The organism is Mesorhizobium sp. BHbdii (genome assembly GCF_053848045.1).
On record NZ_JBSPKX010000002.1, the window covers coordinates 221,096 to 243,541 of the forward strand.

Consider the following 22,446-nt stretch of genomic DNA (forward strand, 5'->3'; position numbering starts at 1 on the left):
ATAAATAATCAGAAACGGCGTCGCGTCAGCGGCGCCGTTTCTTTTATGTTCTATTCGTTTTCCTCGAATCACGTATCGTCCCGCCATGTCATTCGGCTTCTTCCGCAACCTGACCAAACCCAGGGCCGCCCCCGTCGTGGAGCGGGAGCATTGTGTTGCCGGCCGCACGCTGCCGCTCAAGATCGTCGAGAGCGACCGGGCACGGCGCCTGACGCTGCGCATCGATTCCGGCGGCCGTGGTCTGCGCATCACCGTGCCGCCGGGCCTGCGGCGGGGCGAGGTGGAAAAATTTCTCGATCGCCATCAGGACTGGCTGGAGCAGCGGCTGGCCAAGGTGCCCAACCGGCCGCAGGTGCGGCCGGGCATCAAGATACCGGTGCGCGGCGTGCCGCATCGCATCGTTCATGAGCCTTCGAAACGCGGGACCGTCACGCTGTCGCGCGACGAACGCGGTCCGCTGATGATCGTGCATGGCGATCGTGTGCACCTGCCGCGCCGCATCGCCGATTTTCTCAAGCGCGAAGCCAAGCGCGAAATCGAGGCGCTGGTGGTCAAGCATACCGGGGCGGTCGGCAAGCGCGCCAAGGCAATCCGCTTCAAGGACACGTCGAGCCGCTGGGGATCGTGCACGTCGGACGGCAACCTGTCGTTCTCCTGGCGCATCATGATGGCGCCGCGACCGGTCATAAACTACCTCGTCGCGCATGAGGTGGCGCATCTCAAGGAGATGAACCACGGCCCAAAATTCTGGAAATTGTGCGAGCAGCTCTGCCCCGACACCGAGCGCTGCAAGGATTGGCTCAAGCGCAATGGCGGCGCGCTGCAAGCGATCATGTTCGAGTAAATCGCCCGATCAGTCGTCGTTGGCAGCGTTGAGCTCTTCAGGACGCAAGCCCTCGTCGGTATGGCGCGGCCATGGCAAGAAATTCTTCTCGAAGGCATCGTTGCGGAAATAGTCGAGCGCGCGGTGTGCCTCGGCGCCGTTGAAGGCGGCCTTGTCCATCAGATGCGCGATGACCTCGCGGGCTTGCGCGAGCTTTTGCCTGAGTTGGGCGACGGTTTGGTCTGCCATGCTTGTTTGCTCCCGCCTGTGCCGTCTGAAGTAAGGTAGCGCGTTCCGCATCCTTATCTAGATAGGTAGCGCGTTCCGCGCTGGCGGCAAACAGGATGCTTTTTCTCGACTCTTTTGCCGTTTCGTGCCAATCCCCGCGTCATGGCGCTTGACATCAAGATATGCGGATTGAAGACCGACAAGGCGTTGGCCGCGGCATTGGCCGGCGGCGCCAGCCATGTCGGCTTTATTTTCTTTGCCAAAAGCCCGCGCTATCTCGGGCCGGCGGAAGCCGGCCGCTTGCGCGAAGCGGCAATCGGCAAGGCCAAGGCGGTTGCCGTGACGGTCGACGCCGGCGATGCGTTTCTGGATGAAATCGTCGAAAAAATGCGCCCGGACATGCTGCAGCTGCATGGATCGGAAACGCCGGAGCGGGTGGCCAAGATCAAGGCCCGCTATGGCCTGCCGGTGATGAAGGCGCTGCCGGTCAGCGAGACTGCCGACCTGGAGCGGATAAGACCCCTCGTCGGCATTGCCGACCGTTTCCTGTTCGACGCCAAGCCGCCGAAGGGTTCGGAACTGCCGGGCGGCAACGGCATTGCCTTCGACTGGCGCGTTCTGGCTGGCCTTGACGCAGGCGTCGATTACATGCTTTCCGGTGGACTCAACGCCGCCAATATCGGCGATGCCCTTCGGCTTGCCAACCCGCCCGGACTAGACATTTCCTCGGGCGTGGAAAGCGCACCGGGCGTCAAGGATCCGGCGCTGATCGAACAGTTTTTCCGGGCCGTCAGGGCAGCACGCGACAACCGCGCCGCCTGACCGTGCTTCAAACCACAAGCTAGGAGATCGGCGATGAACAGGCCGGCGACACCCAATTCCTTCCGCACCGGACCCGACGAGCAGGGCATGTTCGGCATCTTCGGCGGTCGTTTCGTTGCCGAAACGTTGATGCCGCTGATCCTCGACCTGGAGCGGCACTGGAACGAGGTTAAGGACGACCCGGATTTCAAGGCCGAGCTGACGGACCTTTCGACCCACTATGCCGGGCGGCCCTCCAAGCTTTATTTCGCCGAAGGCCTGACCAGGCATCTTCGCGAGGTTTCCTCGGCGAAGGGCCTGGGCGGCGGCGCGAAGGTCTACTTCAAGCGCGAGGATTTGAACCACACCGGCTCGCACAAGATCAACAACTGCCTCGGCCAGATTCTGCTGGCCAAGCGCATGGGCAAGAAGCGTATCATCGCCGAGACCGGCGCCGGCCAGCATGGCGTGGCGTCGGCCACCGTTGCGGCACGTTTCGGCTTTCCGTGTGTCGTCTACATGGGCGCTACCGACGTCGCCCGGCAAAGCCCGAACGTCTTCCGCATGAAGCTGCTCGGCGCCGAGGTGCGGCCGGTGACCGCCGGCCACGGCACCCTCAAGGACGCCATGAACGAAGCTCTCCGGGATTGGGTGACCAATGTCGAGGACACCTATTACCTGATCGGCACCGCCGCCGGCCCGCACCCCTATCCGGAGCTGGTGCGCGACTTCCAGTCGGTGATCGGCACCGAGGCGCGCGCCCAGATCCTGGAGCAGGAAGGCCGGCTGCCGGACACGATCATCGCCGCCGTCGGCGGCGGCTCGAACGCCATCGGCTTGTTCCATCCCTTCCTCGACGACAAAGAGGTTCGCATCATCGGCATCGAGGCCGGCGGCCGCGGCCTCGATGGCATCGAGCATTGCGCCTCGATGAGCGCCGGCGCGCCCGGCGTGCTGCACGGCAACCGCACCTACCTCCTGCAGAACGCCGACGGGCAGATCATGGACGGGCATTCGATCTCGGCCGGCCTCGATTATCCGGGCGTCGGACCGGAGCATTCCTGGCTGCGCGACAGTGGCCGCGTCGACTATGTGCCGATCCTCGATGACGAGGCGCTGGAGGCGTTCCAGCTGACGACACGCGTCGAAGGCATCATCCCGGCGCTCGAATCCGCCCATGCCATCGCGCATGCGGTGAAGATCGTACCCGCCATGGACAAGGACCAGATCGTCATCGTCAATTTGTCCGGCCGCGGCGACAAGGACGTGCATACGGTGGCCAATATGCTGGGCATGGAGATCTGATCATGACCACCCGCATCGACCGCCGCATGGCCAAGCTGAAGGCCGAGGGCCGTCCGGCGCTCGTCACCTATTTCATGAGCGGCGACCCGGACTACGACACCGCCTTGTCGATCATGAAGGCACTGCCCAAGGCAGGCGCCGACATCATCGAAATGGGCATGCCGTTTTCCGATCCGATGGCCGACGGCCCGGCGATCCAGGCCGCCGGCCTGCGCGCGCTGAAAGGCGGCCAGACCCTGGTCAAGACGTTGAAGATGGCGTCGGAATTCCGTGCCGCCGACAATGAAACGCCGATCGTGTTGATGGGCTACTACAATCCGATCTACATCCACGGCGTCGACCGCTTTCTCAGGGATGCGCTGGCCAGCGGCATAGACGGGCTGATCGTCGTCGACCTGCCGCCGGAGATGGACGAGGAATTGTGCATTCCGGCGCTCAAGGCCGGCATCAATTTCATCCGGCTGGCGACGCCGACCACCGACGACAAGCGCCTGCCCAAGGTGCTGCAGAACACCTCCGGCTTCGTTTACTACGTGTCGATGACCGGCATCACCGGCTCGGCACTTGCCGACACCGGCAAGGTGGCGGCGGCGGTCACGCGCATCAAGGGGCATACCGACCTGCCGGTCTGCGTCGGCTTCGGCGTAAAGACCGCCGAGCAGGCACGCATCATCGGGGCGTCGGCCGACGGCGTCGTCGTCGGCACCGCGATCGTCAATGCGGTCGCCAATGTTCTGGGGCCGAAGGGCGAAAAGACCGCCGATCCGGCCGAGGCGGTCGCCACGCTGGTCAGCGGGCTTTCGCAAGGCGTGCGTGCCGCTCGCCTTGCTGCCGCCGAATAGTCTTGATCTTCTGGTTGACCATGATCTCCACTGAAAACCGGTTTCCCCTTTTCGAGACCATGGTCTAACTCTTCGTCAGGACAGGAGCCGAAGCGATGAACTGGATCACCAACTACGTTCGCCCGAAGATCAATTCGATGCTCGGCCGGCGCACCGACATGCCTGAGAACCTCTGGATCAAGGATCCGGAGACCGGCGAGATGGTCTTCCACAAGGACCTGGAGCAGAACCAGTTCGTCATCCCGTCCTCCGGCCATCACATGAAGATCTCGGCCAAGGAGCGGCTGAGATTCTTCTTCGACGACGGCAAGTACGAGATGCTCGAAAACCCCAAGGTGGTGCAGGATCCACTGAAATTCCGCGACGAGAAGCGCTACACCGACCGGCTGAAGGAGGCCAAGGCCAAGACCGGGCTGGAGGACGCCATCATCAATGCGCTGGGGACCGTCGAGGGCCTGCCGGTGGTGGTGACCGTGCAGGACTTCGCCTTCATGGGCGGCTCGCTCGGCATGGCAGCCGGCGATGCCATCGTTCGTGGCTTTGAGGTCGCTGTGCAACGCAAGCGGCCGCTGATCCTGTTCGCGGCCTCCGGCGGCGCACGCATGCAGGAAGGCATCCTGTCGCTGATGCAATTGCCGAGAACCACGATCGGCGTCGATCGGCTGAAGGAAGCCGGTCTTCCCTATATTGTCGTCCTGACCAACCCGACCACCGGCGGCGTCACCGCCTCTTACGCCATGCTGGGCGACGTGCACATCGCCGAGCCCGGCGCGCTGATCGGTTTTGCCGGGCCGCGCGTCATCGAGCAGACCATCAGGGAAAAACTGCCCGACGGCTTCCAGCGCGCCGAGTATCTGATGGAGCACGGCATGGTCGACATGGTGGTGTCGCGGCTGGAGATGCGCCAGACGATCGCGCGGCTCCTGAAAATGCTGCTCAAGCTGCCGGAAGAAGAAAAGCCGCTGGAACCGGAAATTCTGCCGCCGGTGGCGCTCCCGGCGGAAGCACGCCCGCAAGCCTGACGCGACATCCGTCGTCGCGAACCGCGATTGCGCGCCATCTGTGGCGCTGTAGCATCTTGATTCGCGCATGATCCTTTCCGAAAATCGATTTCGATTTTCGGGGTCATGCGCTAGGATTCTCCCATGACCACGCTTGCCGCCGACCGCGAAATCGAAAGCCTGATGTCGCTTCATCCGAAGGGCTTCGATCTTTCGCTCGACCGCATTTCTCGGCTGCTGGAGCGGCTGGGCAATCCGCAGGACCATCTGCCGCCGGTCATCCACATCGCCGGCACCAACGGCAAGGGCTCCTGCGCCGCGTTTTCGCGGGCGCTGCTGGAAGTATCCGGCCACCGCGTCCATGTCCACACATCGCCGCATCTGGTGAACTGGCATGAGCGCTACCGGCTGGCCGCCGACGGCGGCGGCAGGCTGGTCGAGGATAAGGTCTTCGCCGACGCCATCGCCCGCGTCGCCAAAGCCAATGAAGGCCAGAAGATCACCGTCTTCGAAATCCTCACCGCCGTCACCTTCCTGCTGTTTTCCGAATATCCGGCAGATGCCGTCATCATCGAGGTCGGCCTTGGCGGCCGCTTCGATGCCACCAATGTCATCAGCGAGCCGGCGGTGTCGGTGATCATGCCGGTCTCGCTCGACCACGAATCCTTTCTCGGCGACCGTGTCGAACTGATCGCCGCCGAAAAAGCCGGCATCATCAAGGGCGGTTGCCCGGTGGTCATCGGCGCGCAGGAAAGCGAAACGGCGCTGCAGGTGCTTATCGAAACCGCCGAGCGGCTCGACTGTCCCGCCTTCGTCTATGGCCAGGATTTCCTCGCCTTCGAGGAAAACGGCCGGATGGTCTATCAGGACGAAGACGGGCTGATGGACCTGTCGCCGCCGCGGCTGCCAGGGCGCCACCAGTTCGCCAACGCGGCGGCAGCGATTGCGGCGGTCAAGGCGGCGGGCTTCGAGATCAGCCATCGCGTCGCCGACAAGGCGATGGCCAATGTCACCTGGCCGGGGCGGATGCAGAAATTGCCGCAAGGCAGGTTGACGGAACTGGCGCCGAAGGGCGCCGACATCTGGCTCGACGGCGGCCACAATCCGGGCGCCGGCGTGGTCGTCGCCGAAGCACTTGCCGAGCAGGAGGAAAAGAACCCGCGGCCGCTGTTCCTGATTTCCGGCATGATCAACACCAAAGACCAGAGCGGCTATTTCAGCGCCTTCAAGGGGCTGGTGCGGCATGTCTACACGGTGCCTGTGAGCCTCAGCGAGGCCAGCGTGCCGAATGACGAACTGGCGATCCGCGCCGTCGAGGCCGGCCTGTCGGCCGAACCGGTGAGTTCCGTCGCCAATGCGCTGATGCTGCTGCGCGACACATGGGACGGACCGCCGCCGCGCATCCTGATCAGCGGCTCGCTCTATCTGGCCGGCGCGGTGCTGGCCGAAAACGGCACACCGCCGACCTGATCTATTCTGCCGGACCTCCGGTACCAAGAGGCCAGAACAATTCGCGGTTTCCGTCCGGAATTGCGTAAAACAAATACTTAGAGCGGTTCGGTGGTTCTATCGAAAGCTGAACGCTCTCGAACGCGGGAGCGATTGCCAAGTCATTGCGCTTCTCACGACAGCCTGCCTTCGTCGTCGATCGGCGCGAGCCGCCACGGAGGATCATCGCCCCATTTCCATAGAACGAGGTTGAGATCCGTCTCGACAGCGCCGGCCGCAAAGCTGCGAACAAGCATGGCTGGATAGCCCTTCGCGATCAATCGGCGCGTCAAAGCCTGCGTTCTTGATTCTCCGCTTGCCTGCATCTGATCCCGCCATGCGCTGTCGGCAAGATGTTGCGAGGGCCTGCTCCCGCGTTACTTCAGCTCGATCTCGATGAAGGCATACTCGCCCTCATTGGCATTGATGACGTCATGCTCCACGCCCTCCTTGCGGAAATAGGGCGCTCCCTTCTTCATTTCGGCGAAGGATTCGCCGTCCTTGGTCAGGAGCTTGAGCTTGCCGTCCATCAGCGGCACGATCACGTAATCATGGCCATGACGATGCCAGCCGGTGTTGTCGCCCGGCGCGAAGCGGTATTCGGTGACGATAACGCGCTCATTGTCGATGAAGACGGTGGCCTTGGCGGATCCGGTCATGTCGTTCTCCTGCTTTAAGCCAGACAAGAACATGGGGCCGCAAGTGGCGAGTGCCAGGGCGGACCAGCGCATGACCCAGAAAATCGGATTCGATTTCCGGGGTCATGCGCAAGATCGAGTTCTACAGCGTCCTTTGCGCGTCCAAGAGGGACGCGCGGCGCTGTGAATAACGCCAACAAAAAAAGCCCGGCGCGAGGCCGGGCTTGATTGCAGAGATTCAGGGTCGGATCAGGCGAGATTGCCGTTGATCCAGTGCGACAGCGCCGTCTTCGGTGCGGCGCCGACCTTCATGTCGGCCATTTCGCCGCCCTTGAAAATCATCAGCGTCGGGATCGAGCGCACGCCGAACTGCGCCGCAAGCTCGGGATTCTCGTCAATGTTGAGCTTGGCGATCTTGACCTTGCTGCCGAGTTCAATGGCAATGTCTTCCAGCGCCGGCGCGATCATCTTGCAGGGGCCGCACCACTCCGCCCAGAAATCGACGACGACCGGCTCCTTGGCGTCAAGCACGTCGGTCTGGAAATTGCTCTTGTCGACCTTGACGGTGGCCATGCGAAAATCCTTTCGTGAGTTATTGTCGCACCAAATGTGGTGGTGATCGCGCCCTTCTTCAAGCAGCTGTTGTGTCACGCTCCCGTGAGTCGGGCAAGAGCGTCGTCCATGACCGCCGGCGGCAGCTCGATCAATCGCGGCGCTTCAGTGAACAGCAGCGCCGCCGAGACCTCATGCTCGGGATAAAGCGGCTGGAGCAGCGCGCGATAGAGCGCGAGTTGCAGGACATAGGCCGATGGAATGTCCGCCAAGGCTGCAGGCGCCGGCCTATTGGTCTTGTAGTCGACGATCGACACCCTGCCTGGCGTGACCGCCAGCCGGTCGATCTTGCCGGAGATCGAGCGCAGCTTGCCCTTGACCTCGAGGCTGCCCATGACCGCGACTTCAGCGCGTGAATTGGGCGCAAACAGCTGATCGAAACGGCTGTCGGCAAGGATCGTCGCCACCGAGGCCAAGGCCTTGTCGCGCTCGGTTTCTGGCCACTGCGCGCCGGCGCGCTTGAGATAGCGTTCCGCGGCATCGCGGCGTTCGGCCTCCGCAATGCCCGGCAGCATCTGCAGCAACTTGTGCAGCGCCAGCCCCCGCATCACGGCAAAGCCAGGCTCCGCCTCGGTGTCCAGCACCGGCGAGCCGGTGTCGGTCACCGCTTGCTTGGCCTCGTCGATCAGCGCCGAGGCGCCGGACGGCGACAGCGGCCGCGGCAGATCCTCGAAGGGCGGCAAAGGCTGGAACAGGCTCTTCGGCAACGGCTCGAACTGTGTCGTCTGCCGCGCCTCTTCGGCAGCCGCATGTCCGACCGGCGGCAATTTTGTCACGTGAAACCGATGCACGGTCTCGCCGGTGGCGGGGTGCTGCCGCTCAGCACTTTCGGGGGCGCCGACCAGCGCGCGGCTGACAATCGAATGCCAAGTGCCGGCGTTTGGTGCCCGCTTGCCGTGATAGCCGCAGACGATCAGCCGGTCCTCGGCCCGGGTCATGCCGACATAGAGCAGCCGGCGGTATTCGTCGTCTGCCAGCTCGCGAGCGCGGACCGAAGCGGCCCGCGAAAATCCATTGGCGACATCGCTGGCCGAGCGCCAGAGATAGCCCTTGCCGTCCCAATGGTCGCCCGAGCCTTCGAACGGCATCAGTCGCGGCAGATGCTGGTCGCTGAACGGGGCGGAACCGCCATCGACCAGGAACACGACAGGCGCCTCCAGGCCCTTGGCGGCATGCACGGTCATGACGCGAACCTCGTCGCGGGTCTGATCCATTTCACGCTTGATCTCGGGGCCGGCATTTTCCAGCGTCGACAGGAAGGATTCCAGTCCCGGCAGGCCGGTCCGTTCCTCGGCCAGGCAGAAGCTCAGGAACTCGTCGAGAATGTCGCCGGCCTCTGGCCCGAGCCGCGCGATCATCTTCTTGCGCAGCCCGTCGCGGGCGAGAGCCCCGGCATAGAATTCGAACACCGGCTTGAATGCGGCTTCATCGGACCAAGTGTCGAGTTGGGCAGCGATTGCGGCCAAGGCAGCGCTTTCACCGGCATGCTGCCTGAGCGAGGCGATCAACGAGAGGTCGGACGGCCGCTCGCCGGCAAGCGCGAAAAGCGTCGCTTCCGAAACATCGAAAATCGGGCTGCGCAGCACGGCTGCAAGCGACAGATCGTCCTCAGGCTGGACGAGAAAGTGGCCGAGTGCGATCAGGTCCTTTACCGCAATATGGCCGGGCAGGCTGAGCCGGTCGGCGCCGGCAACAGGGATTTCGCGGCGCTTCAGTGCGCGCGTCAGCGCATGGACGAAGCGATCGCGCTTGCGCACCAGCACCAGCACGTCGCCTGGCCGAAGCTTCTTGCCGCGGCCTTCGATGATTTCGCCGGCGCCGATCCAGCCGGCAATGGTCGCCGCGACGTTTTCGGCAACACGCACCGCCGGCGCATGAGCGTGGTCGACGGCCTGCGTCCAGTCGTCGGGCTCGTCAACGACGTCGGCACCGATCGACGGCCAGACCTCGACATAGCCCGGCGCATCGGTGCGGATCGCCTTGTGGTTCAGCGGGTCGGGATCGTGGCTGATGCCGCGCCGCACGACCGGGTCGGCAAAGACACGGTCCACCGCCGCAAGCACGTCGTCGGTCGAGCGGAACGACCAGGTCAGCTTGAGATCGGCGAAGGCGGCGTTGGCGTCGCGCACCTTTCCGGCAAACAGCAGCCTTGAGTCGGCGAAGGAGTCGGGCGCCGCTCCTTGAAAGGAATAGATCGACTGTTTTTCGTCGCCGACGGCAAAGACCGTGCGGTGAACCGTGTCGCGCGCGCCGAGCCCTGCAAAGAATTCCTCGGCCAGCCGCTTCACCACCTCCCATTGGTCGGGACTGGTGTCCTGCGCCTCGTCTAGCAGGATATGGTCGATGCCTTGGTCGAGCTTGTATTGAACCCATGGACCGGCATCGGGCCGCGCCAGGAGATTGACCGTTCGGGTGATGAGGTCGTTGAAGTCCAGGAAGCCGCGCGCGCGCTTCAAACGCTCGTAGCGGGCGATCAGCCAGTCGGCGATGGTCAGCGCGGCACGTGTGCCCTCGACCATCCTGAACAAGGCCAGCCGGTCGGAGATTTCGAGGATGGCATCGGCCGCCGAGAGATAGCGCTCGGCAAGATCCGGCAATCGGTCGAGCAACGCCTTCTTGAACGTCTTTGCCGGCTCATAAGGCTCGCCATCCGCCCGCAGGAAGGCTTTTGCCAGCAATTGCAGCCGGCGAACCGGATCATCCTCGGCGAAGGCAAGATGGGCGTAGGGCAGCAAATTGTTCAGCACGATGCGGGCATCGGCGGCTTCGGCAGCGCGGGCAAAGGTGACGAAATAGTCCGGCAGGAAGCCCGGCAGCGGCCAGACGGACGCCGCCAGGCCTTCGGCGGTCTGGCCGGGGCGAAACCTAAACTCGTCGAACAGCGCCCGGAAGCTATCACCGCCGGCAGCGCTGATGAAGGCGCGCAAGCCGTCGCGCTTGCGCACAATCTCGGCCAGCAAGGCGTCGAGCCCATGTTCGCCGCCGCGTTCCAGAATGGCGGCGAAAGCCTCGGCCAGCCCCGCATCGCCGGCGGCAGTGCCCGAGATCATGTCGCGGCGGGCGGCGGCGAAGAGCGACGCCTCCATCTGCGGATCAAGCATTTCGAAATGGGCCGGTATGTTGGCCTCCAGCGGAAACTGGTGCAGCACCGATTCGCAGAAGGCGTGGATGGTCTGGATCTTCAGCCCGCCCGGTGTCTCGAGCGCCTCGGCGAACAGCCTGCGCGCGCGGCGCATGGTTTCGCGATCGGGCTGGCGACCGTCCAGCGCTTCAACCCTTGCCGCCAGTTCGACGACGCCAAGTGCCGTCCATTCCGACAGCGTCGAAAACACCCGGTTCGACATATTGGCGGCTGCGGCGCGGGTGTAGGTCAGGCACAGGATCTTCGACGGATCGGTGCCGCGCAACAAGAGCCGGATGACGCGCTGGGCCAGCACATGGGTCTTGCCGGATCCGGCATTGGCCGAAACCCAGGCGGAATTTTGCGGGTCGGAGGCGCTGGCCTGGCTGGCGGCGGTATCGGTCGGGATTGGATAGGCCTTCTTCATGCCTCCCCTCCCTCGTCGTCGGCGTCGCCGCCGGCAGACCATTCGAGCACGCGGGCGAGATGATCGTAGTCGCCATCGGTCTCGCCCTCGCGGAACGGCAGCGCGCGCGACAGATAGCCTGTCGTCGGGTCGGCATAGTGGATCAGCAGTTTTTCGAGCCGTGCCCAGGCCTCCTCGGCAAGATCGGCGGCGGTTCGCGGCTTGCGGTTGTATTCGAGGATGGATTCCTCGAACACCTCGCCGTTCGGTTTCAGCCTGATGAAGGCCAGCTGCGACGGCTCGCGCGCGCCAAGCCCCTTGAAGGCGCTGCGCCTGAGCAGCGCGCCCTCAAGCGCCAATTGCGGCGAAAGCAGCGTATGGGCCTGCGCCTTGGATGGCGAGGAGCCGGTCTTGTAGTCCAGGATGTCGGCCATGCCGCCGGCCAGGAGATCGACACGATCGGCGTAGCCGGACAGCGTCACGCCCGACTGGCCGACGCCGGTTTTCTCGGCGCGCACTTCGGCATGTCGCATTGTCACGGCAAAGGCGCGGCCGCGTTCCCATTCGATGATGCCGGCGGCGAGCTTTTCGAAGCGCGGCCACCACACCGCCTCGACATCGGGAGGAAGGGCCGCCTCGGCAAAGCATGCGCGGCCGGCGGCGATAAGACCGGCCAGCGCCTCCGGCACAAGCGGGTCGGCCACTGTCCGAGAAAAGAGATGCAGGATGGCGTGAAACAGCGTGCCACGCTCGGCGGCGCCCGGGTCGCGGATGACCGGATCGAGCGGCATCAGGCCGAGGATCCTCCTGGCATAGATCGCATAAGGGTCGCGCCGCAGCGTCTCGATCTCGGTGACCGAGAAATGTTGCGGCCGCACAGCCTGCGGCGGCTTCGGCTGCGGTCGCGGCGCGAAATCTCTCCTTTCGCCGGCATCGAGCGCACGGGCCCAGGACAGAAATTCATCACCACGCCGACGAAGCACCGCCGCATGGTCCTTACCTATGAACGTCAGGAGGCGCTGCAGCCAGCGCGATGGCACCGCCGGCGCGTCGCCGGAGCGGGCGGAGCGCGCCAACACCACTTTCTTCACTCCCATCGCCATCTGGAAGTCATGGGCAGCCAGGCCGATGCGCCGTTCGGGCGGTTCGAGATCGATGCCGGTCTTCATCAGTCGCGACATGAAGCGGTCGCTCTCCGGCTTGCGCGGCCATACGCCTTCGTTAAGCCCGCCGACGACCAGCGTGTCGACGCTCTGCAACCGGCCTTCCAGCGCACCCCAGATGGCGATGTTCCTGTCGGTCCCTTGAGCCGGCTTGACGGTTTCGGGCGCAATCAGCGCCTCCATCACGTCGGGCCATTCGTCCGCCGCGAAGGAGAGCGACGCCGAGGCGGCGATTAGCCCGCGCAAGAGCTCGGCGAACTTTTCGCCGGCATCCCCGGCATAGAGCTCGCTTAGGCTGCCATCCGCGGTGCGGCCAAGACTTTCGAGCGCGACGACGCTGGCCCGGGTCAATTCGGCAAGATCGGCTTCGGCTTGACTGCGAAAGGCGGTTAGCGGCGCCAGAGCATCGGCAAGGCGAACGAGCAATTCGCGGGCGCGCTCGATGTTTCGCACAGTCAGGCGGGAAAACCAGAAGGGCGGCCGGGTGCTGCCCAGGCCGGTGAGGCGGGCCTCGAATAGCACCGGCAGCGAGGCGACGTCGGGGCGGCCGGTGCCGCCGCGCAGCGCCACCAGTTCGACGATCTCCGCCGCGTGACGGACGCTTGTGCGTTTCAGGCCGAGGCCAAGCAGCGGGTGCTTGAGCAGCGACAGCAGAGCGACCGGGTCGCCGGGCCGGAACGCGGCCTGAAGCGCCAGCCTGAGCAGGCCGGCGGCTGGCGTGTTGATGAGCGGGGTGCCGCCCGAATCGTCGGCGACGACACCAAACCGCAAGAGCTCGACTGAGACACGCCGCGCCAAAGCGCGGTCGCCGGTGACGAGTGCGGCGCGCTGGCCGGGCTGTTCGACGGCGCGTTTGAGCGAGACGGCGATAGCCACCGCTTCGTCGCGCTCGCCGGCGGCTTCGAGTAGCGTCACGTCGGCAAAGGCCTCGGTAATACCGCCGGCCGTAAAGCGGGCGCGCGTCTCGGCCCACAGCTCGGTGGTCTCGGCCGGCCGCAGCGCCTCGCCGACAAGTGCGGCGCGCAGCGCGAGCGGCCTTTCGGCAACGGCGATCTCCCCGACATCGCCGCGTAGCACGCCGATCTTGCCGATCAGTTTTGCCAGGCCGTATTGCGGGTGGCCAAGCAAGGCCGGCCGGGCGCCAGGTGCGGCGATCGCTGCGAAAGACGGCTCATCCAGCATCAGGTCGAGGCCGGGCAGCACGACGGCGCCGCTGGGCAGGCCGGCGATCACGGCAAGCAGTTCGGCGGTGGCGGGAATGGAACCCGTGGAGCCGGCGGCGATCACCGGTCCGGCCGGCGGATTGCGCTTCAGCCGTGCTGCTTCCAGCCTTATCAGGGCATTGCGATGCGCGGCCGGGTTGGAGCGGTTGCGTTCTTCGAGGAGATTCGGCCAGTTTTCGGTGACGATGCTCAGGAAGTCGAGCGTCACTTGCCACCAGCCGGCGAGGTTGCCGGTCACCAGATCGGCGAGCTTGGTCCAGTCCGTACCTTCCGTCTCGATCTCGTCCATCAGCCGGGCCAGATCGCGCGCCAGCCAGATGGCGTCGGCGGCGGAGGCCGGCACGACGATCTCCTCGTCGAAAAGTGCCGCGACATGCGCCGGCAGGCGGCGTTTCCAGGCGCGAACCAGCGGCGCCAGCAGCAGCAGCCGCTCGATTGCGGCGATCGGCGGCGCGAGGTCAATGGCGGCCGATGCGTCGGCCTCGAACGCGGCCTCGTCCTCGTCGAACTCGCCGAGCGGGCGGATCACCGGCAGGATCGCCGAGCGGCTGCCCAGACGGTCGACGAAAACGCCGCGCAGCGCCCGCGCGGCGCGGCGCGTCGGCACGTAGATGGTGGCGTCGGCCAGCGCCAGCGGGTCGCCGTCGAAGCGGAAACCGGGAACGAGCCGACCCGACAGCAGGGCCTCGGCCAGCGTCGGCAGAAACGGCGCTCCGGGCGGGATCGAGAAAACGCGGCGGGAGCCGCTCATTTCAACTCAGTGATGGCGCTGGTCAACTCAGTGATGGCGCTGGTCAACTCGCTAAAAGCGCTGGGTGACTCAGCAAGAGCGGCGGCGACGGCCGCTTCCGCAAGCGGAATGGCGTCGGGCGTGCCAACTGTGATCCAATGGCCCTGCATCACCATGCCGAACAGGCGACCCGCAGAGATGGCCGCATCGAAATAGGCGTTGAGCGAATGCGGCCCGGCCGGCGCATCCTTGAAAAGCCTGGGATGGACGATCGCCGCACCGGCATAGATCAGGCCTGTCGGGTCGCCTTTCGAACGCCGCAAGGCGCCGTCAGGCGACATCAGGAAATCGGTGCCGCCGCTGTGTCCGGTTGCTGACTGGGGATCCGCGAGCATCAACAGAATATCCATTTTCGCCGCGTCCCACGCAAGGGCGAGGCGGGCAAGGTTGGGCTCGCCGCTGTCGATCCAGAAGGTGTCGGCGTTGACGATGTAAAAGGGAGCCCCTCCCAGTTCCGGCAAAGCATGGACGATGCCGCCGGCGGAATCGAGCAGTCTTTCGCTTTCATCGGAAATGGCGACTTTCGGGGCGCGGCGCGCGGCGACGTGGGCGACGATCTGTTCGGGAAAATAATGGACGTTGACCATGGCCTTTTCAACGCCCGCGCGGGCCAGGCTGTCCAGGCTCCAGTCGAGCAATGTCTTGCCTGATATCTTGACCAGCGGTTTTGGCATTGTGTCGGTGATTGGCCGCATGCGCTTTCCCAGCCCGGCGGCAAGCACCATTGCGATCTTGGGGCGTGCCGTCATAGCGACCGTTCCTCCAGTAGGCCGTGGGCTGTATAGAAATCCCGCAGGGCAGCCAGTCCTGGATGCGCCAGCGCCCGCCGAAGATAGTCGCGAATGCGCGGCAGGTGCTTAAGATAATAAGGCTTGCCGTCGCGCTTTTCGAGCCGGACGAAAATGCCGAGAATCTTCGAATTGCGCTGCGCCGCCATGATCGCATAGGTTTCGACGAATTCGTCTTCGTTGAAAGCGCCAGCCTTATGGCGCGCGGCGATATAGGCATCGAGCGTCCGCCGCTCGATCTCAGGCGGGATCGTAACGCGGGCATCCATGGCCAGCGAGGCGAGATCATAGGCGGACGGGCCGATCAGCGCGTCCTGGACATCGACGATGCCGAGGCGATCGTGACCGGTACGCTCGCCGCGCCAGATGATGTTCGGCGAATGAAAGTCGCGCAGCATAAGCGTGTATTCGCGCCCTTCCAGCCGGTTGAGGACCGCATTCCATTCCCTGTTATAGCCGGCGCGCAAGGCATCGCTTGCCGGGCCGCCTGATATCGCCGGCACATACCAGTCGACCAGCAATTCGGCTTCGATCATCATGGCGTCGCGGTCGAAAGGCGGCACGTCGTGAAAGACGCCGGGCGCGACCTCGATGCGATCGGGCCATGCCTTGCCATGCATCATGGCGAGCAGTTCGGCCGCCGCCGCGTAGCGCTCCGCCACCGGCTGACCCTGCTGGCCGAGAAATCCCTCCGAGCCGAGATGCTCGAGCAGAAGAAAGCCCTGGTCCAGGTCCTGGGCGTGGACCTCCGGGGCGCTGACGCCACCGGCCAGCAATGCCCGGTCGATGGCGACGAAGGCCGAGACCGATTGCGCGGTGTGGGCGATCACAGCATAGGGCCTGCCGTCGCGGACCGGCGGCCCGAGCACCAGCCGCGGCGAGTTCATCAGCACGCGGGGCGGCAGGCCGGCCAGCGAGACGATCTCATAGGAACGGGCCGAGGCGTCGCCGATAAAATAGCGTCTCTGCGCTTCACCCCAGCCGGCTCTTTCCAGAAAATCGCGCATGGCCAGCGATCGCGCCGCACGCTCGAAGGCAGCGCCTTGTCCCGACAATCTCGCCAGGCGTCCGTCGTTCTGATGGACGAGTTCGATCAGCACCGAAGTCTTTGGCAAATAGGCCTCTGCCTGTTCCGGCCATTCGACCAGGGCAGCGCCTTGCGCCAGCGCCTCGTCAAAACCCAGTTCGTCCAGTTCGGACGCCGAGGACAGGCGATAGAGGTCGAAATGATGGACGGGAATACGCGCCTCATAGCTCTGGACGAGCGTGAAGGTCGGGCTCGGCACGTCGAGACCGGCATCGTCGGTCATTGCCCTGATCAGCGCCCGCGCCAAACTCGACTTGCCGGCGCCGAGATCGCCTTTGAGCGCCAGCACGTCGCCGGGGCGCAGCGACATGGCCAGATCCTCGCCCAGCCTTGCGGTCGCAGCCTCGTCGGCGAGAAAACGCTCCAGCACCACGCCTGCCATCGAGCGCGCTACTCGGCCGCCGCGCGGATGCCGGACGGCGTGTCGGGAAAGGCACAAATGACGGTTGTGCCCATGTCCTTGCCGGTCTCGATGCGGACGCTGCCACCATGCAACTCGACAAAGCTCTTGACGATCGACAGGCCGAGGCCGGCGCCGCGCCGGCGGCCGCCATTGGTGCGCGGTTCGAAACGCCGGAACACAGAATCGAGCAGGTCCGGCGGCATGCCGGGACCGTCGTCGTGAACGGAGAATTCCACGCCTTCGGCAAGCGAGCGGCAGGCGAGCGTGACGGTGCTCGCCTCCGGAGCGTAGTTCGCGGCATTGCTCAGCAGATTGTAGAGGATCTGGCGGATGCGGATTTCGTCGCCGTGGAACGTCTTCGGCGCAGTGGCCGCATCGACCTTGAGCCTGATTGCATGCTCCTCCAGCCGTTCGGAGACAAGCTCGGCAGCGGCAGCGATGGTCCGATCGACGTGAACTTCGGAGATATCGAGCTCCATGATCCCGGCATCCACGGTCGCCAGGTCGAGGATGTCGTTGACGATGGTGAGCAGAACCGAGGAAGACGAGCTGACATGCTCAACATATTCGCGCTGCTTCTGGCTCAATGGCCCGGTCGACGGCAGCGAAAGAAGCTCGGTGAAGCCGATGATGTTGGTCAGCGGCGAGCGCAATTCGTAGGAGACGTGCTGCACGAACTCGTTCTTGAGCTGGTCGGATTTTTCCAGCGCCTCGTTCTTGTCCTTCAGCGCACGCTCGACATTGACGCTGTCGGTGACGTCGACGAAGGTCATCATCACCTGCCCGTTGGGCAGCGGGATCATCGCGTAGCGCAGCACGGTGCCGTTGTTCAGCTCGGTCTGGCCGTGGCGGTCGCGGCGCTCGTCGTCGAAACCGGTGATGGCGGCAACGAACCCGCGCCAGGGGCTGTCCGGCGCACGCCGGTCGCACAGATCGCGGATCGTGGAGACGTGAACGTTTGGCTTGGCGGCGTCGGCGTCCAGCCCCCAAAGTGCTGCGAATGCCGGGTTCGACAATCTGAGCCTTCCGTCCGGGCCGAACACGGCCACGCCCTCGGCAAGATTGTCGAGCGTCTCGCCCTGAACCCGCACCGCGGTCTGGTAGCGGCTTTCCAGGTCCATCTTCTCGGTCAGGTTCTCGAACACCCAGGTCACGCCGCCCTTAGGCTGCGGATTGGCGACGACGCGGATGGTCTTGCCGTCCGGCAGATGCCACCAATGTTCCTGCGACTCGACCGCGCGATAGGCGCCAAGCAGGCTTTCCTTCCAGCGCCGCCATTCGGGCTGCTCGGCGATCTTGCCTTCGCTGCGCAGCCGGTCGAGCAGCAAAGCGTTGTCGGGAGCACTGTGCAGGAAGCCGCTGTCGAGACCCCATAGTTTCTGGAACGCCTGGTTGAAAAACCGCAGCTTTTCGTCGGTATCGAAAATCGCCACGGCGGTGTTGAGCTGATCGAGCGTGTCGGCGTGGCTCCGCACGGTCCGCTCATATTCGTTACGGATGGTTTCGATGGCGCTGGTGTCGCAGGCAAGACCCGCCGAACCGTCCGCGCCGGCGAAGTCGGTCACGGCGAACATGCGGCGGTCGCCTTCGATCACAGTGGAAAGCGCCTGCTCGAAGACGGGATGCGACTTGTGCTGTGCAGCGATCGCATCGCGCGCCTGGCTACCCAAGAATTCCTTCGCATCGCGAACCGCCGTTTCGGCGTTTTCCGCCTCGACCGCCTTGGCATAGGCGCGGTTGACCCATTTCAGCTGCCCGTTCGCCGTGCGCAGCCATGCTGGCATGCTGAGTGCGTTGAGAAGGCCGAGCATGGTGTCATAGTCGGCGGCGAGACGCTGGTTCTCGATTTTCAGCCTGGCCTCGCTTCGCTGCGTTTCTGAAAGCGAGACGAAACGGACGACCACGTGTGCTGCGCCCTTGCGCCCGTGCACTTCGAGCGGCGCACCGGCCTGCGATTCAAGGACGAGATCGAACGGCTTCGCCTTTTCCCGCAGCCCCGCCACGGCATTTTCGAGCGCCGCCGCCGAGCGCGGCATCAGCCAACGGCCGAAGGCGAGGAAGGCGGCACGGTCTTCCGGAGCGCCGCTTTCAACCGGCAATGTCCCGACGAGCTCAGGCCTCTTGTTTTCCGAGGCCCATACGACGACACGCTGGCCGCGCAGATTGAGCAGCGCCTCGGAGCGTTGCAGCGCAGCGTTGACGTCGGCCAAGCGGGCTCTGAGTTCGACATTCTGCGCCGAGGTGCGCGCTCGTTCGCGGATCAGGAAAATGGCTGAGACAAGTGCCGCGCCCATGACGCCGACAAACATCGCGAGTTGCATGACCTCGACGGTGCTGACCGACAGCCCGGCTTTGGACGCAGCAGCGGGTCCAGCATGTGCCGAAAGGCCAAGCAGCGGACCGGCGAGCGCGGAAGAAGCAAGCAATTTTCCGACGCGGCTGCCAGCGCGCCATAAGAGGCTCCCGCCTCTGACAGCGGAACCCGTGGTCACCGAATCGTTGTGGCCGCCGGAAACGGCCTGTCCCGCGCAAGGCGGGTAATCCCCCGGCATGTCCTGGTCCTCTTCGCCGCCTGAATGCAAGACCGCCCTGATGCGGGCGTCGGCCCTCGTCCCCGACCCCGCGAATCAGCACCATAGCGCTTGCGCGAATCGGCGTGAAGAATCAATCAGCGCAAAAATAAAGCCGGGCGAAAAGTCAATCGCCCGACCTCAATATCTAGTGGTAATTTCCGCTGTGGTTAATAGCGATAGTGTTCCGGCTTGAACGGTCCCTGCGGGGTCACGCCGATATAGGCAGCCTGTTCGCCGGACAACTCGGTGAGCCGGGCGCCGAGCTTGTCGAGATGCAGGCGCGCGACCTTTTCATCGAGATGCTTCGGCAGGACATAGACCTGGTTCTGATACTGGCCGGGCTTGCTGTACAGCTCGATCTGGGCCAGCACCTGGTTGGTGAAGGACGCCGACATGACGAAGCTCGGATGGCCGGTCGCGTTGCCGAGATTGAGCAGGCGGCCTTCCGACAAGAGGATCATCCGCTTGCCGTCCGGGAAGGTGATCATGTCGACCTGCGGCTTAATGTTGGTCCACTTCAGATTGCGCAGCGACGCCACCTGGATCTCGTTGTCGAAGTGGCCGATATTGCCGACGATCACCATGTCCTTCATCGCCCGCATGTGGTCGATGGTGACGACATCCTTGTTGCCGGTGGTGGTGATGATGATGTCGGCGGTCGGGGCGGCATCTTCGAGCGTGACGACTTCGAAACCGTCCATCGCCGCCTGCAATGCGCAGATCGGATCGACTTCGGTGACCTTGACGCGGGCGCCGGCGCCCTTGAGCGACGCCGAAGAGCCCTTGCCGACGTCGCCATAGCCGCAGACGACCGCAACCTTGCCGGCCATCATCGTGTCGGTGCCGCGGCGAATGCCGTCGACCAGCGATTCCTTGCAGCCATATTTGTTGTCGAATTTCGACTTGGTCACGCTATCGTTGACGTTGATCGCCGGGAACGGCAGCAGGCCCTTCTTCTGCAACTGATAGAGCCGGTTGACGCCGGTCGTCGTCTCTTCAGTGACGCCGCGGATCGCTTCCTTCTGCTTGGTGAAGAAACCGGGCGATGCCGCCATGCGCTTCTTGATCTGGGCAAACAGGATTTCTTCCTCCTCGCTGCCCGGATTGGAGAGCACATCCTCGCCGGCTTCGGCGCGCGCACCGATCAGGATGTACATGGTGGCGTCGCCGCCATCGTCGAGGATCATGTTGGAGGTGCCGCCATCGGCCCACTGGAAGATCTTGTCGGTGTAGACCCAGTAATCCTCGAGCGTCTCGCCCTTGACGGCGAAGACCGGAATGCCGGCCTCGGCGATGGCCGCGGCCGCATGGTCCTGGGTCGAGAAGATGTTGCAGGAGGCCCAGCGGATATCGGCGCCGAGCGCCTTCAGCGTTTCGATCAGCACGGCCGTCTGGATGGTCATGTGCAGCGAGCCGGTGATGCGCGCGCCCTTGAGCGGCTGCGCCTTGCCGAATTCCTCGCGGCAGGCCATCAGGCCCGGCATTTCGGTTTCGGCGATCTCGATCTCCTTGCGGCCCCAGCCGGCAAGCGAGATGTCGGCGACCACATAGTCATTGCTACCCGTCATGGCAGTGCTCCGATCAAGAATTGTCTTCGGGATGCGCCCACGCCGGAAGGCGTGTCGAAGGGCGCCGAGTTGCCGGCCTGACTAGCAGATCGTCGGTCTGACGACAATGGGATATAAAGAAATCTTTATCCGTGCATGTCTACGGAGAGGCCTCGGTCCGAAACCGGAATTGGTTTCCGGAAGCACGATGCGCAAATTCAAAGTGCTAAAGCGTCCTTTGCGCGTCCAAAATGAGGCGCGGCGCTCAGGGCGTCAGGACTCCTCGCCGAAGCGGGAGGCGACCAGTTGCTCCAGCGCGTGGATCACCTGCTCGGCCTCCGGGCCGCTGGCGGTGACGCGGATCGAATAGCCGGGGCTCGCCGCCAGCATCATGAGGCCCATGATCGAGGTGCCGCCAACCGTGACGCCGTCCTTCTCGACCTGGACGGAGGCGTCGAAGCCGCTGGCGACCTGAACGAACTTCGCCGAGGCGCGGGCATGCAGGCCACGCTGGTTGACGATTGGAAATTCCCGGACGATGTCACTCTTCTTGGCCGACAGCGCGTTCATTTGCTGCTCAGAAGCTGGCTGGCGACATTGATGTATTTGCGGCCGGCCGCCTGCGCCTCGTCCAGTGCTGCGCTCATATTGTCGCCCTTGCGAATGCTGGACAGCTTGATCAGCATCGGCAGGTTCATGCCGGCAATGACTTCGGTACGACCGGATTCCATCACCGAAATGGCGAGATTGGAGGGCGTTCCGCCGAACATATCGGTCAAAACGATGACGCCCGCCCCGGTGTCGACACGGGCAACGGCATCGACGATGTCGCTGCGGCGCTGCTCCATATCGTCATCGGCGCCGATCGCCACGGTCTCGAAACTGTCTTGTGGCCCGACGACATGTTCCACGGCATGCCGGAATTCGGCGGCCAGTTGACCGTGCGTTACAAGCACGAGTCCGATCATTCTTTGGTGGCTCCCGTCCATCGCCGCTTCATAGGCGTTTCATGCTCGCCGGCCCATTTCAGGCGGCGGGAGCGCTATCTTGTCGACGCGAGGCGCGTTGACAAGCCCAAAATTGCACAGGCACAGGCCATTTTGACGCATTGCAGCAACAATTCGAAATCGGATTATACGAAAGGCGCAATCAGCAGCCGCGCCATCACGGCCGGCGAGGCCGCCGGAACATTGCGTTCGGCAAGATCAATACTCGGCACCGGGCAGCCGGCTATAGGCTCGGTGACATCGTCCTGGAAGCGGGCCATCTCGGTTGCCGGCACCAGCCGGACATGAAGATCGATCACGCCGCCGGGCTCGAACGACAATGGCCGCGGACCGAATCCGGGCACCTCGGCGAGGCCGGCGATGGGAGCGGGCACCCGACAGACCAGCCGCCCCGCGTGATCGGCAGCGAGGAGCCTGTCGTCGCCGATCAGCCGCGAAAACAATCCATGCTGGCGACAATGATCGATGAGGGCGAGCGCCAGCGTCGTCTTGCCCGAGCCGGACGGTCCCGTGATAAGGACACCACGCTCGCCGATCAGGATCGCCGTGCCGTGAATGTTCTCGGCCTGCACAGTTGGATCAGGCATGATCTTGTCCGAA

17 protein-coding genes and 3 pseudogenes are annotated in these 22,446 nt (G+C 64.2%); 7 read left to right on the plus strand and 13 right to left on the minus strand.

Going from position 1 to position 22,446, the window contains the following annotated elements; translation table 11 throughout:
- Positions 1–85: 85 nt before the first annotated feature.
- Positions 86–844, plus strand: coding sequence for a M48 family metallopeptidase (locus ACWTU8_RS13750; RefSeq protein ID WP_455848594.1), 759 nt, complete (start codon positions 86–88; stop codon positions 842–844).
- A 9-nt stretch (positions 845–853) separates the two neighbouring features.
- Here the strand turns inward: ACWTU8_RS13750 and ACWTU8_RS13755 are convergent, their stop codons facing one another.
- Positions 854–1,072: a hypothetical protein gene (locus ACWTU8_RS13755; protein WP_455848595.1), complete on the minus strand. Its 219-nt coding sequence runs from the start codon at positions 1,070–1,072 to the stop codon at positions 854–856.
- Positions 1,073–1,213: 141 nt separating this feature from the next.
- Here ACWTU8_RS13755 and ACWTU8_RS13760 point away from each other — a divergent pair, with 141 nt between their 5' ends.
- The 5 genes from ACWTU8_RS13760 (at position 1,214) to ACWTU8_RS13780 (ending at position 6,470) form a co-directional block, all read left to right on the plus strand.
- On the plus strand, positions 1,214–1,873 hold the full coding sequence (locus ACWTU8_RS13760) for a phosphoribosylanthranilate isomerase (protein ID WP_455848596.1): 660 nt from the start codon (positions 1,214–1,216) through the stop codon (positions 1,871–1,873).
- Positions 1,874–1,906: 33 nt separating this feature from the next.
- Positions 1,907–3,157 carry a tryptophan synthase subunit beta gene (gene trpB / locus ACWTU8_RS13765; protein ID WP_065011514.1) on the plus strand — a complete coding sequence of 417 codons (1,251 nt, stop codon included), beginning with the start codon at positions 1,907–1,909 and terminating at the stop codon, positions 3,155–3,157.
- Between the two features lie 2 nt (positions 3,158–3,159).
- The gene (trpA, locus tag ACWTU8_RS13770; protein ID WP_455848597.1) at positions 3,160–3,999 is read left to right on the plus strand and encodes a tryptophan synthase subunit alpha; all 840 of its coding nucleotides are present in this window, start codon (positions 3,160–3,162) and stop codon (positions 3,997–3,999) included.
- A gap of 95 nt (positions 4,000–4,094) precedes the next feature.
- The gene (gene accD, locus ACWTU8_RS13775) at positions 4,095–5,021 is read left to right on the plus strand and encodes an acetyl-CoA carboxylase, carboxyltransferase subunit beta (protein WP_254024134.1); all 927 of its coding nucleotides are present in this window, start codon (positions 4,095–4,097) and stop codon (positions 5,019–5,021) included.
- 123 nt (positions 5,022–5,144) lie between these two features.
- A complete protein-coding gene (locus ACWTU8_RS13780; RefSeq protein ID WP_455848598.1) occupies positions 5,145–6,470 on the plus strand; it encodes a bifunctional folylpolyglutamate synthase/dihydrofolate synthase in 1,326 nt (441 codons plus the stop codon).
- Positions 6,471–6,622: 152 nt separating this feature from the next.
- Here the strand turns inward: ACWTU8_RS13780 and ACWTU8_RS13785 are convergent.
- The 5 genes and pseudogenes from ACWTU8_RS13785 to addB all read right to left on the minus strand — a co-directional run.
- Positions 6,623–6,841 (minus strand): annotated as a pseudogene (locus ACWTU8_RS13785) (RES domain-containing protein); the annotation flags it as partial.
- 24 nt (positions 6,842–6,865) lie between these two features.
- Positions 6,866–7,147, minus strand: a complete 282-nt coding sequence (locus tag ACWTU8_RS13790) for a cupin domain-containing protein (protein ID WP_065011517.1) — start codon at positions 7,145–7,147, stop codon at positions 6,866–6,868.
- A gap of 228 nt (positions 7,148–7,375) precedes the next feature.
- Positions 7,376–7,699, minus strand: a complete 324-nt coding sequence (gene trxA / locus ACWTU8_RS13795; RefSeq protein ID WP_027152031.1) for a thioredoxin — start codon at positions 7,697–7,699, stop codon at positions 7,376–7,378.
- A 74-nt stretch (positions 7,700–7,773) separates the two neighbouring features.
- On the minus strand, positions 7,774–11,286 hold the full coding sequence (gene addA / locus ACWTU8_RS13800; RefSeq protein WP_455848599.1) for a double-strand break repair helicase AddA: 3,513 nt from the start codon (positions 11,284–11,286) through the stop codon (positions 7,774–7,776).
- Positions 11,283–14,402, minus strand: a complete 3,120-nt coding sequence (gene addB / locus ACWTU8_RS13805) for a double-strand break repair protein AddB (RefSeq protein ID WP_455848600.1) — start codon at positions 14,400–14,402, stop codon at positions 11,283–11,285. Before addB ends, addA begins: the two co-directional genes overlap by 4 nt.
- 23 nt (positions 14,403–14,425) lie before the next feature.
- Here addB and ACWTU8_RS13810 point away from each other — a divergent pair.
- Positions 14,426–14,470, plus strand: a pseudogene (locus ACWTU8_RS13810) (hypothetical protein); the annotation flags it as partial.
- Here the strand turns inward: ACWTU8_RS13810 and ACWTU8_RS13815 are convergent.
- From ACWTU8_RS13815 to ACWTU8_RS13845, 7 genes and pseudogenes are all read right to left on the minus strand, one after another.
- Positions 14,468–15,190 (minus strand): annotated as a pseudogene (locus ACWTU8_RS13815) (nucleotidyltransferase family protein); the annotation flags it as partial. The pseudogenes ACWTU8_RS13810 and ACWTU8_RS13815 sit on opposite strands and share 3 nt — an antisense overlap.
- Positions 15,187–16,698: a tRNA (adenosine(37)-N6)-threonylcarbamoyltransferase complex ATPase subunit type 1 TsaE gene (gene tsaE, locus ACWTU8_RS13820; RefSeq protein ID WP_455848601.1), complete on the minus strand. Its 1,512-nt coding sequence runs from the start codon at positions 16,696–16,698 to the stop codon at positions 15,187–15,189. The gene tsaE and the pseudogene ACWTU8_RS13815, both read right to left, overlap by 4 nt.
- 8 nt (positions 16,699–16,706) lie before the next feature.
- Positions 16,707–19,271, minus strand: coding sequence for an ATP-binding protein (locus tag ACWTU8_RS13825; RefSeq protein ID WP_455848602.1), 2,565 nt, complete (start codon positions 19,269–19,271; stop codon positions 16,707–16,709).
- 188 nt (positions 19,272–19,459) lie between these two features.
- Positions 19,460–20,860 carry an adenosylhomocysteinase gene (gene ahcY / locus ACWTU8_RS13830; protein ID WP_455848603.1) on the minus strand — a complete coding sequence of 467 codons (1,401 nt, stop codon included), beginning with the start codon at positions 20,858–20,860 and terminating at the stop codon, positions 19,460–19,462.
- Between the two features lie 252 nt (positions 20,861–21,112).
- On the minus strand, positions 21,113–21,409 hold the full coding sequence (locus tag ACWTU8_RS13835; protein WP_455848604.1) for an HPr family phosphocarrier protein: 297 nt from the start codon (positions 21,407–21,409) through the stop codon (positions 21,113–21,115).
- Positions 21,406–21,807, minus strand: coding sequence for a PTS sugar transporter subunit IIA (locus ACWTU8_RS13840; RefSeq protein ID WP_029347440.1), 402 nt, complete (start codon positions 21,805–21,807; stop codon positions 21,406–21,408). Before ACWTU8_RS13840 ends, ACWTU8_RS13835 begins: the two co-directional genes overlap by 4 nt.
- A 164-nt stretch (positions 21,808–21,971) precedes the next feature.
- Positions 21,972–22,433 carry an HPr kinase/phosphorylase gene (locus tag ACWTU8_RS13845; RefSeq protein WP_127211913.1) on the minus strand — a complete coding sequence of 154 codons (462 nt, stop codon included), beginning with the start codon at positions 22,431–22,433 and terminating at the stop codon, positions 21,972–21,974.
- Between the last annotated feature and the right edge of the window lie 13 nt (positions 22,434–22,446).

Bases quoted from the DNA above. Each gene is read 5' to 3' on its own strand.
- ACWTU8_RS13845 (WP_127211913.1), bottom strand. From the start codon at position 22,433: ATGCCTGATCCAACTGTGCAGGCCGAGAACATTCACGGCACGGCGATC.
- tsaE (WP_455848601.1), bottom strand. From the start codon at position 16,698: ATGGCAGGCGTGGTGCTGGAGCGTTTTCTCGCCGACGAGGCTGCGACC.
- ACWTU8_RS13750 (WP_455848594.1), top strand. From the start codon at position 86: ATGTCATTCGGCTTCTTCCGCAACCTGACCAAACCCAGGGCCGCCCCC.
- trpB (WP_065011514.1), top strand. From the start codon at position 1,907: ATGAACAGGCCGGCGACACCCAATTCCTTCCGCACCGGACCCGACGAG.
- trpA (WP_455848597.1), top strand. From the start codon at position 3,160: ATGACCACCCGCATCGACCGCCGCATGGCCAAGCTGAAGGCCGAGGGC.
- ACWTU8_RS13760 (WP_455848596.1), top strand. From the start codon at position 1,214: ATGGCGCTTGACATCAAGATATGCGGATTGAAGACCGACAAGGCGTTG.
- addA (WP_455848599.1), bottom strand. From the start codon at position 11,286: ATGAAGAAGGCCTATCCAATCCCGACCGATACCGCCGCCAGCCAGGCC.
- ahcY (WP_455848603.1), bottom strand. From the start codon at position 20,860: ATGACGGGTAGCAATGACTATGTGGTCGCCGACATCTCGCTTGCCGGC.
- ACWTU8_RS13840 (WP_029347440.1), bottom strand. From the start codon at position 21,807: ATGATCGGACTCGTGCTTGTAACGCACGGTCAACTGGCCGCCGAATTC.
- ACWTU8_RS13825 (WP_455848602.1), bottom strand. From the start codon at position 19,271: ATGCCGGGGGATTACCCGCCTTGCGCGGGACAGGCCGTTTCCGGCGGC.
- addB (WP_455848600.1), bottom strand. From the start codon at position 14,402: ATGAGCGGCTCCCGCCGCGTTTTCTCGATCCCGCCCGGAGCGCCGTTT.
- ACWTU8_RS13790 (WP_065011517.1), bottom strand. From the start codon at position 7,147: ATGACCGGATCCGCCAAGGCCACCGTCTTCATCGACAATGAGCGCGTT.
- ACWTU8_RS13780 (WP_455848598.1), top strand. From the start codon at position 5,145: ATGACCACGCTTGCCGCCGACCGCGAAATCGAAAGCCTGATGTCGCTT.
- accD (WP_254024134.1), top strand. From the start codon at position 4,095: ATGAACTGGATCACCAACTACGTTCGCCCGAAGATCAATTCGATGCTC.
- ACWTU8_RS13835 (WP_455848604.1), bottom strand. From the start codon at position 21,409: ATGAACGCGCTGTCGGCCAAGAAGAGTGACATCGTCCGGGAATTTCCA.
- ACWTU8_RS13755 (WP_455848595.1), bottom strand. From the start codon at position 1,072: ATGGCAGACCAAACCGTCGCCCAACTCAGGCAAAAGCTCGCGCAAGCC.
- trxA (WP_027152031.1), bottom strand. From the start codon at position 7,699: ATGGCCACCGTCAAGGTCGACAAGAGCAATTTCCAGACCGACGTGCTT.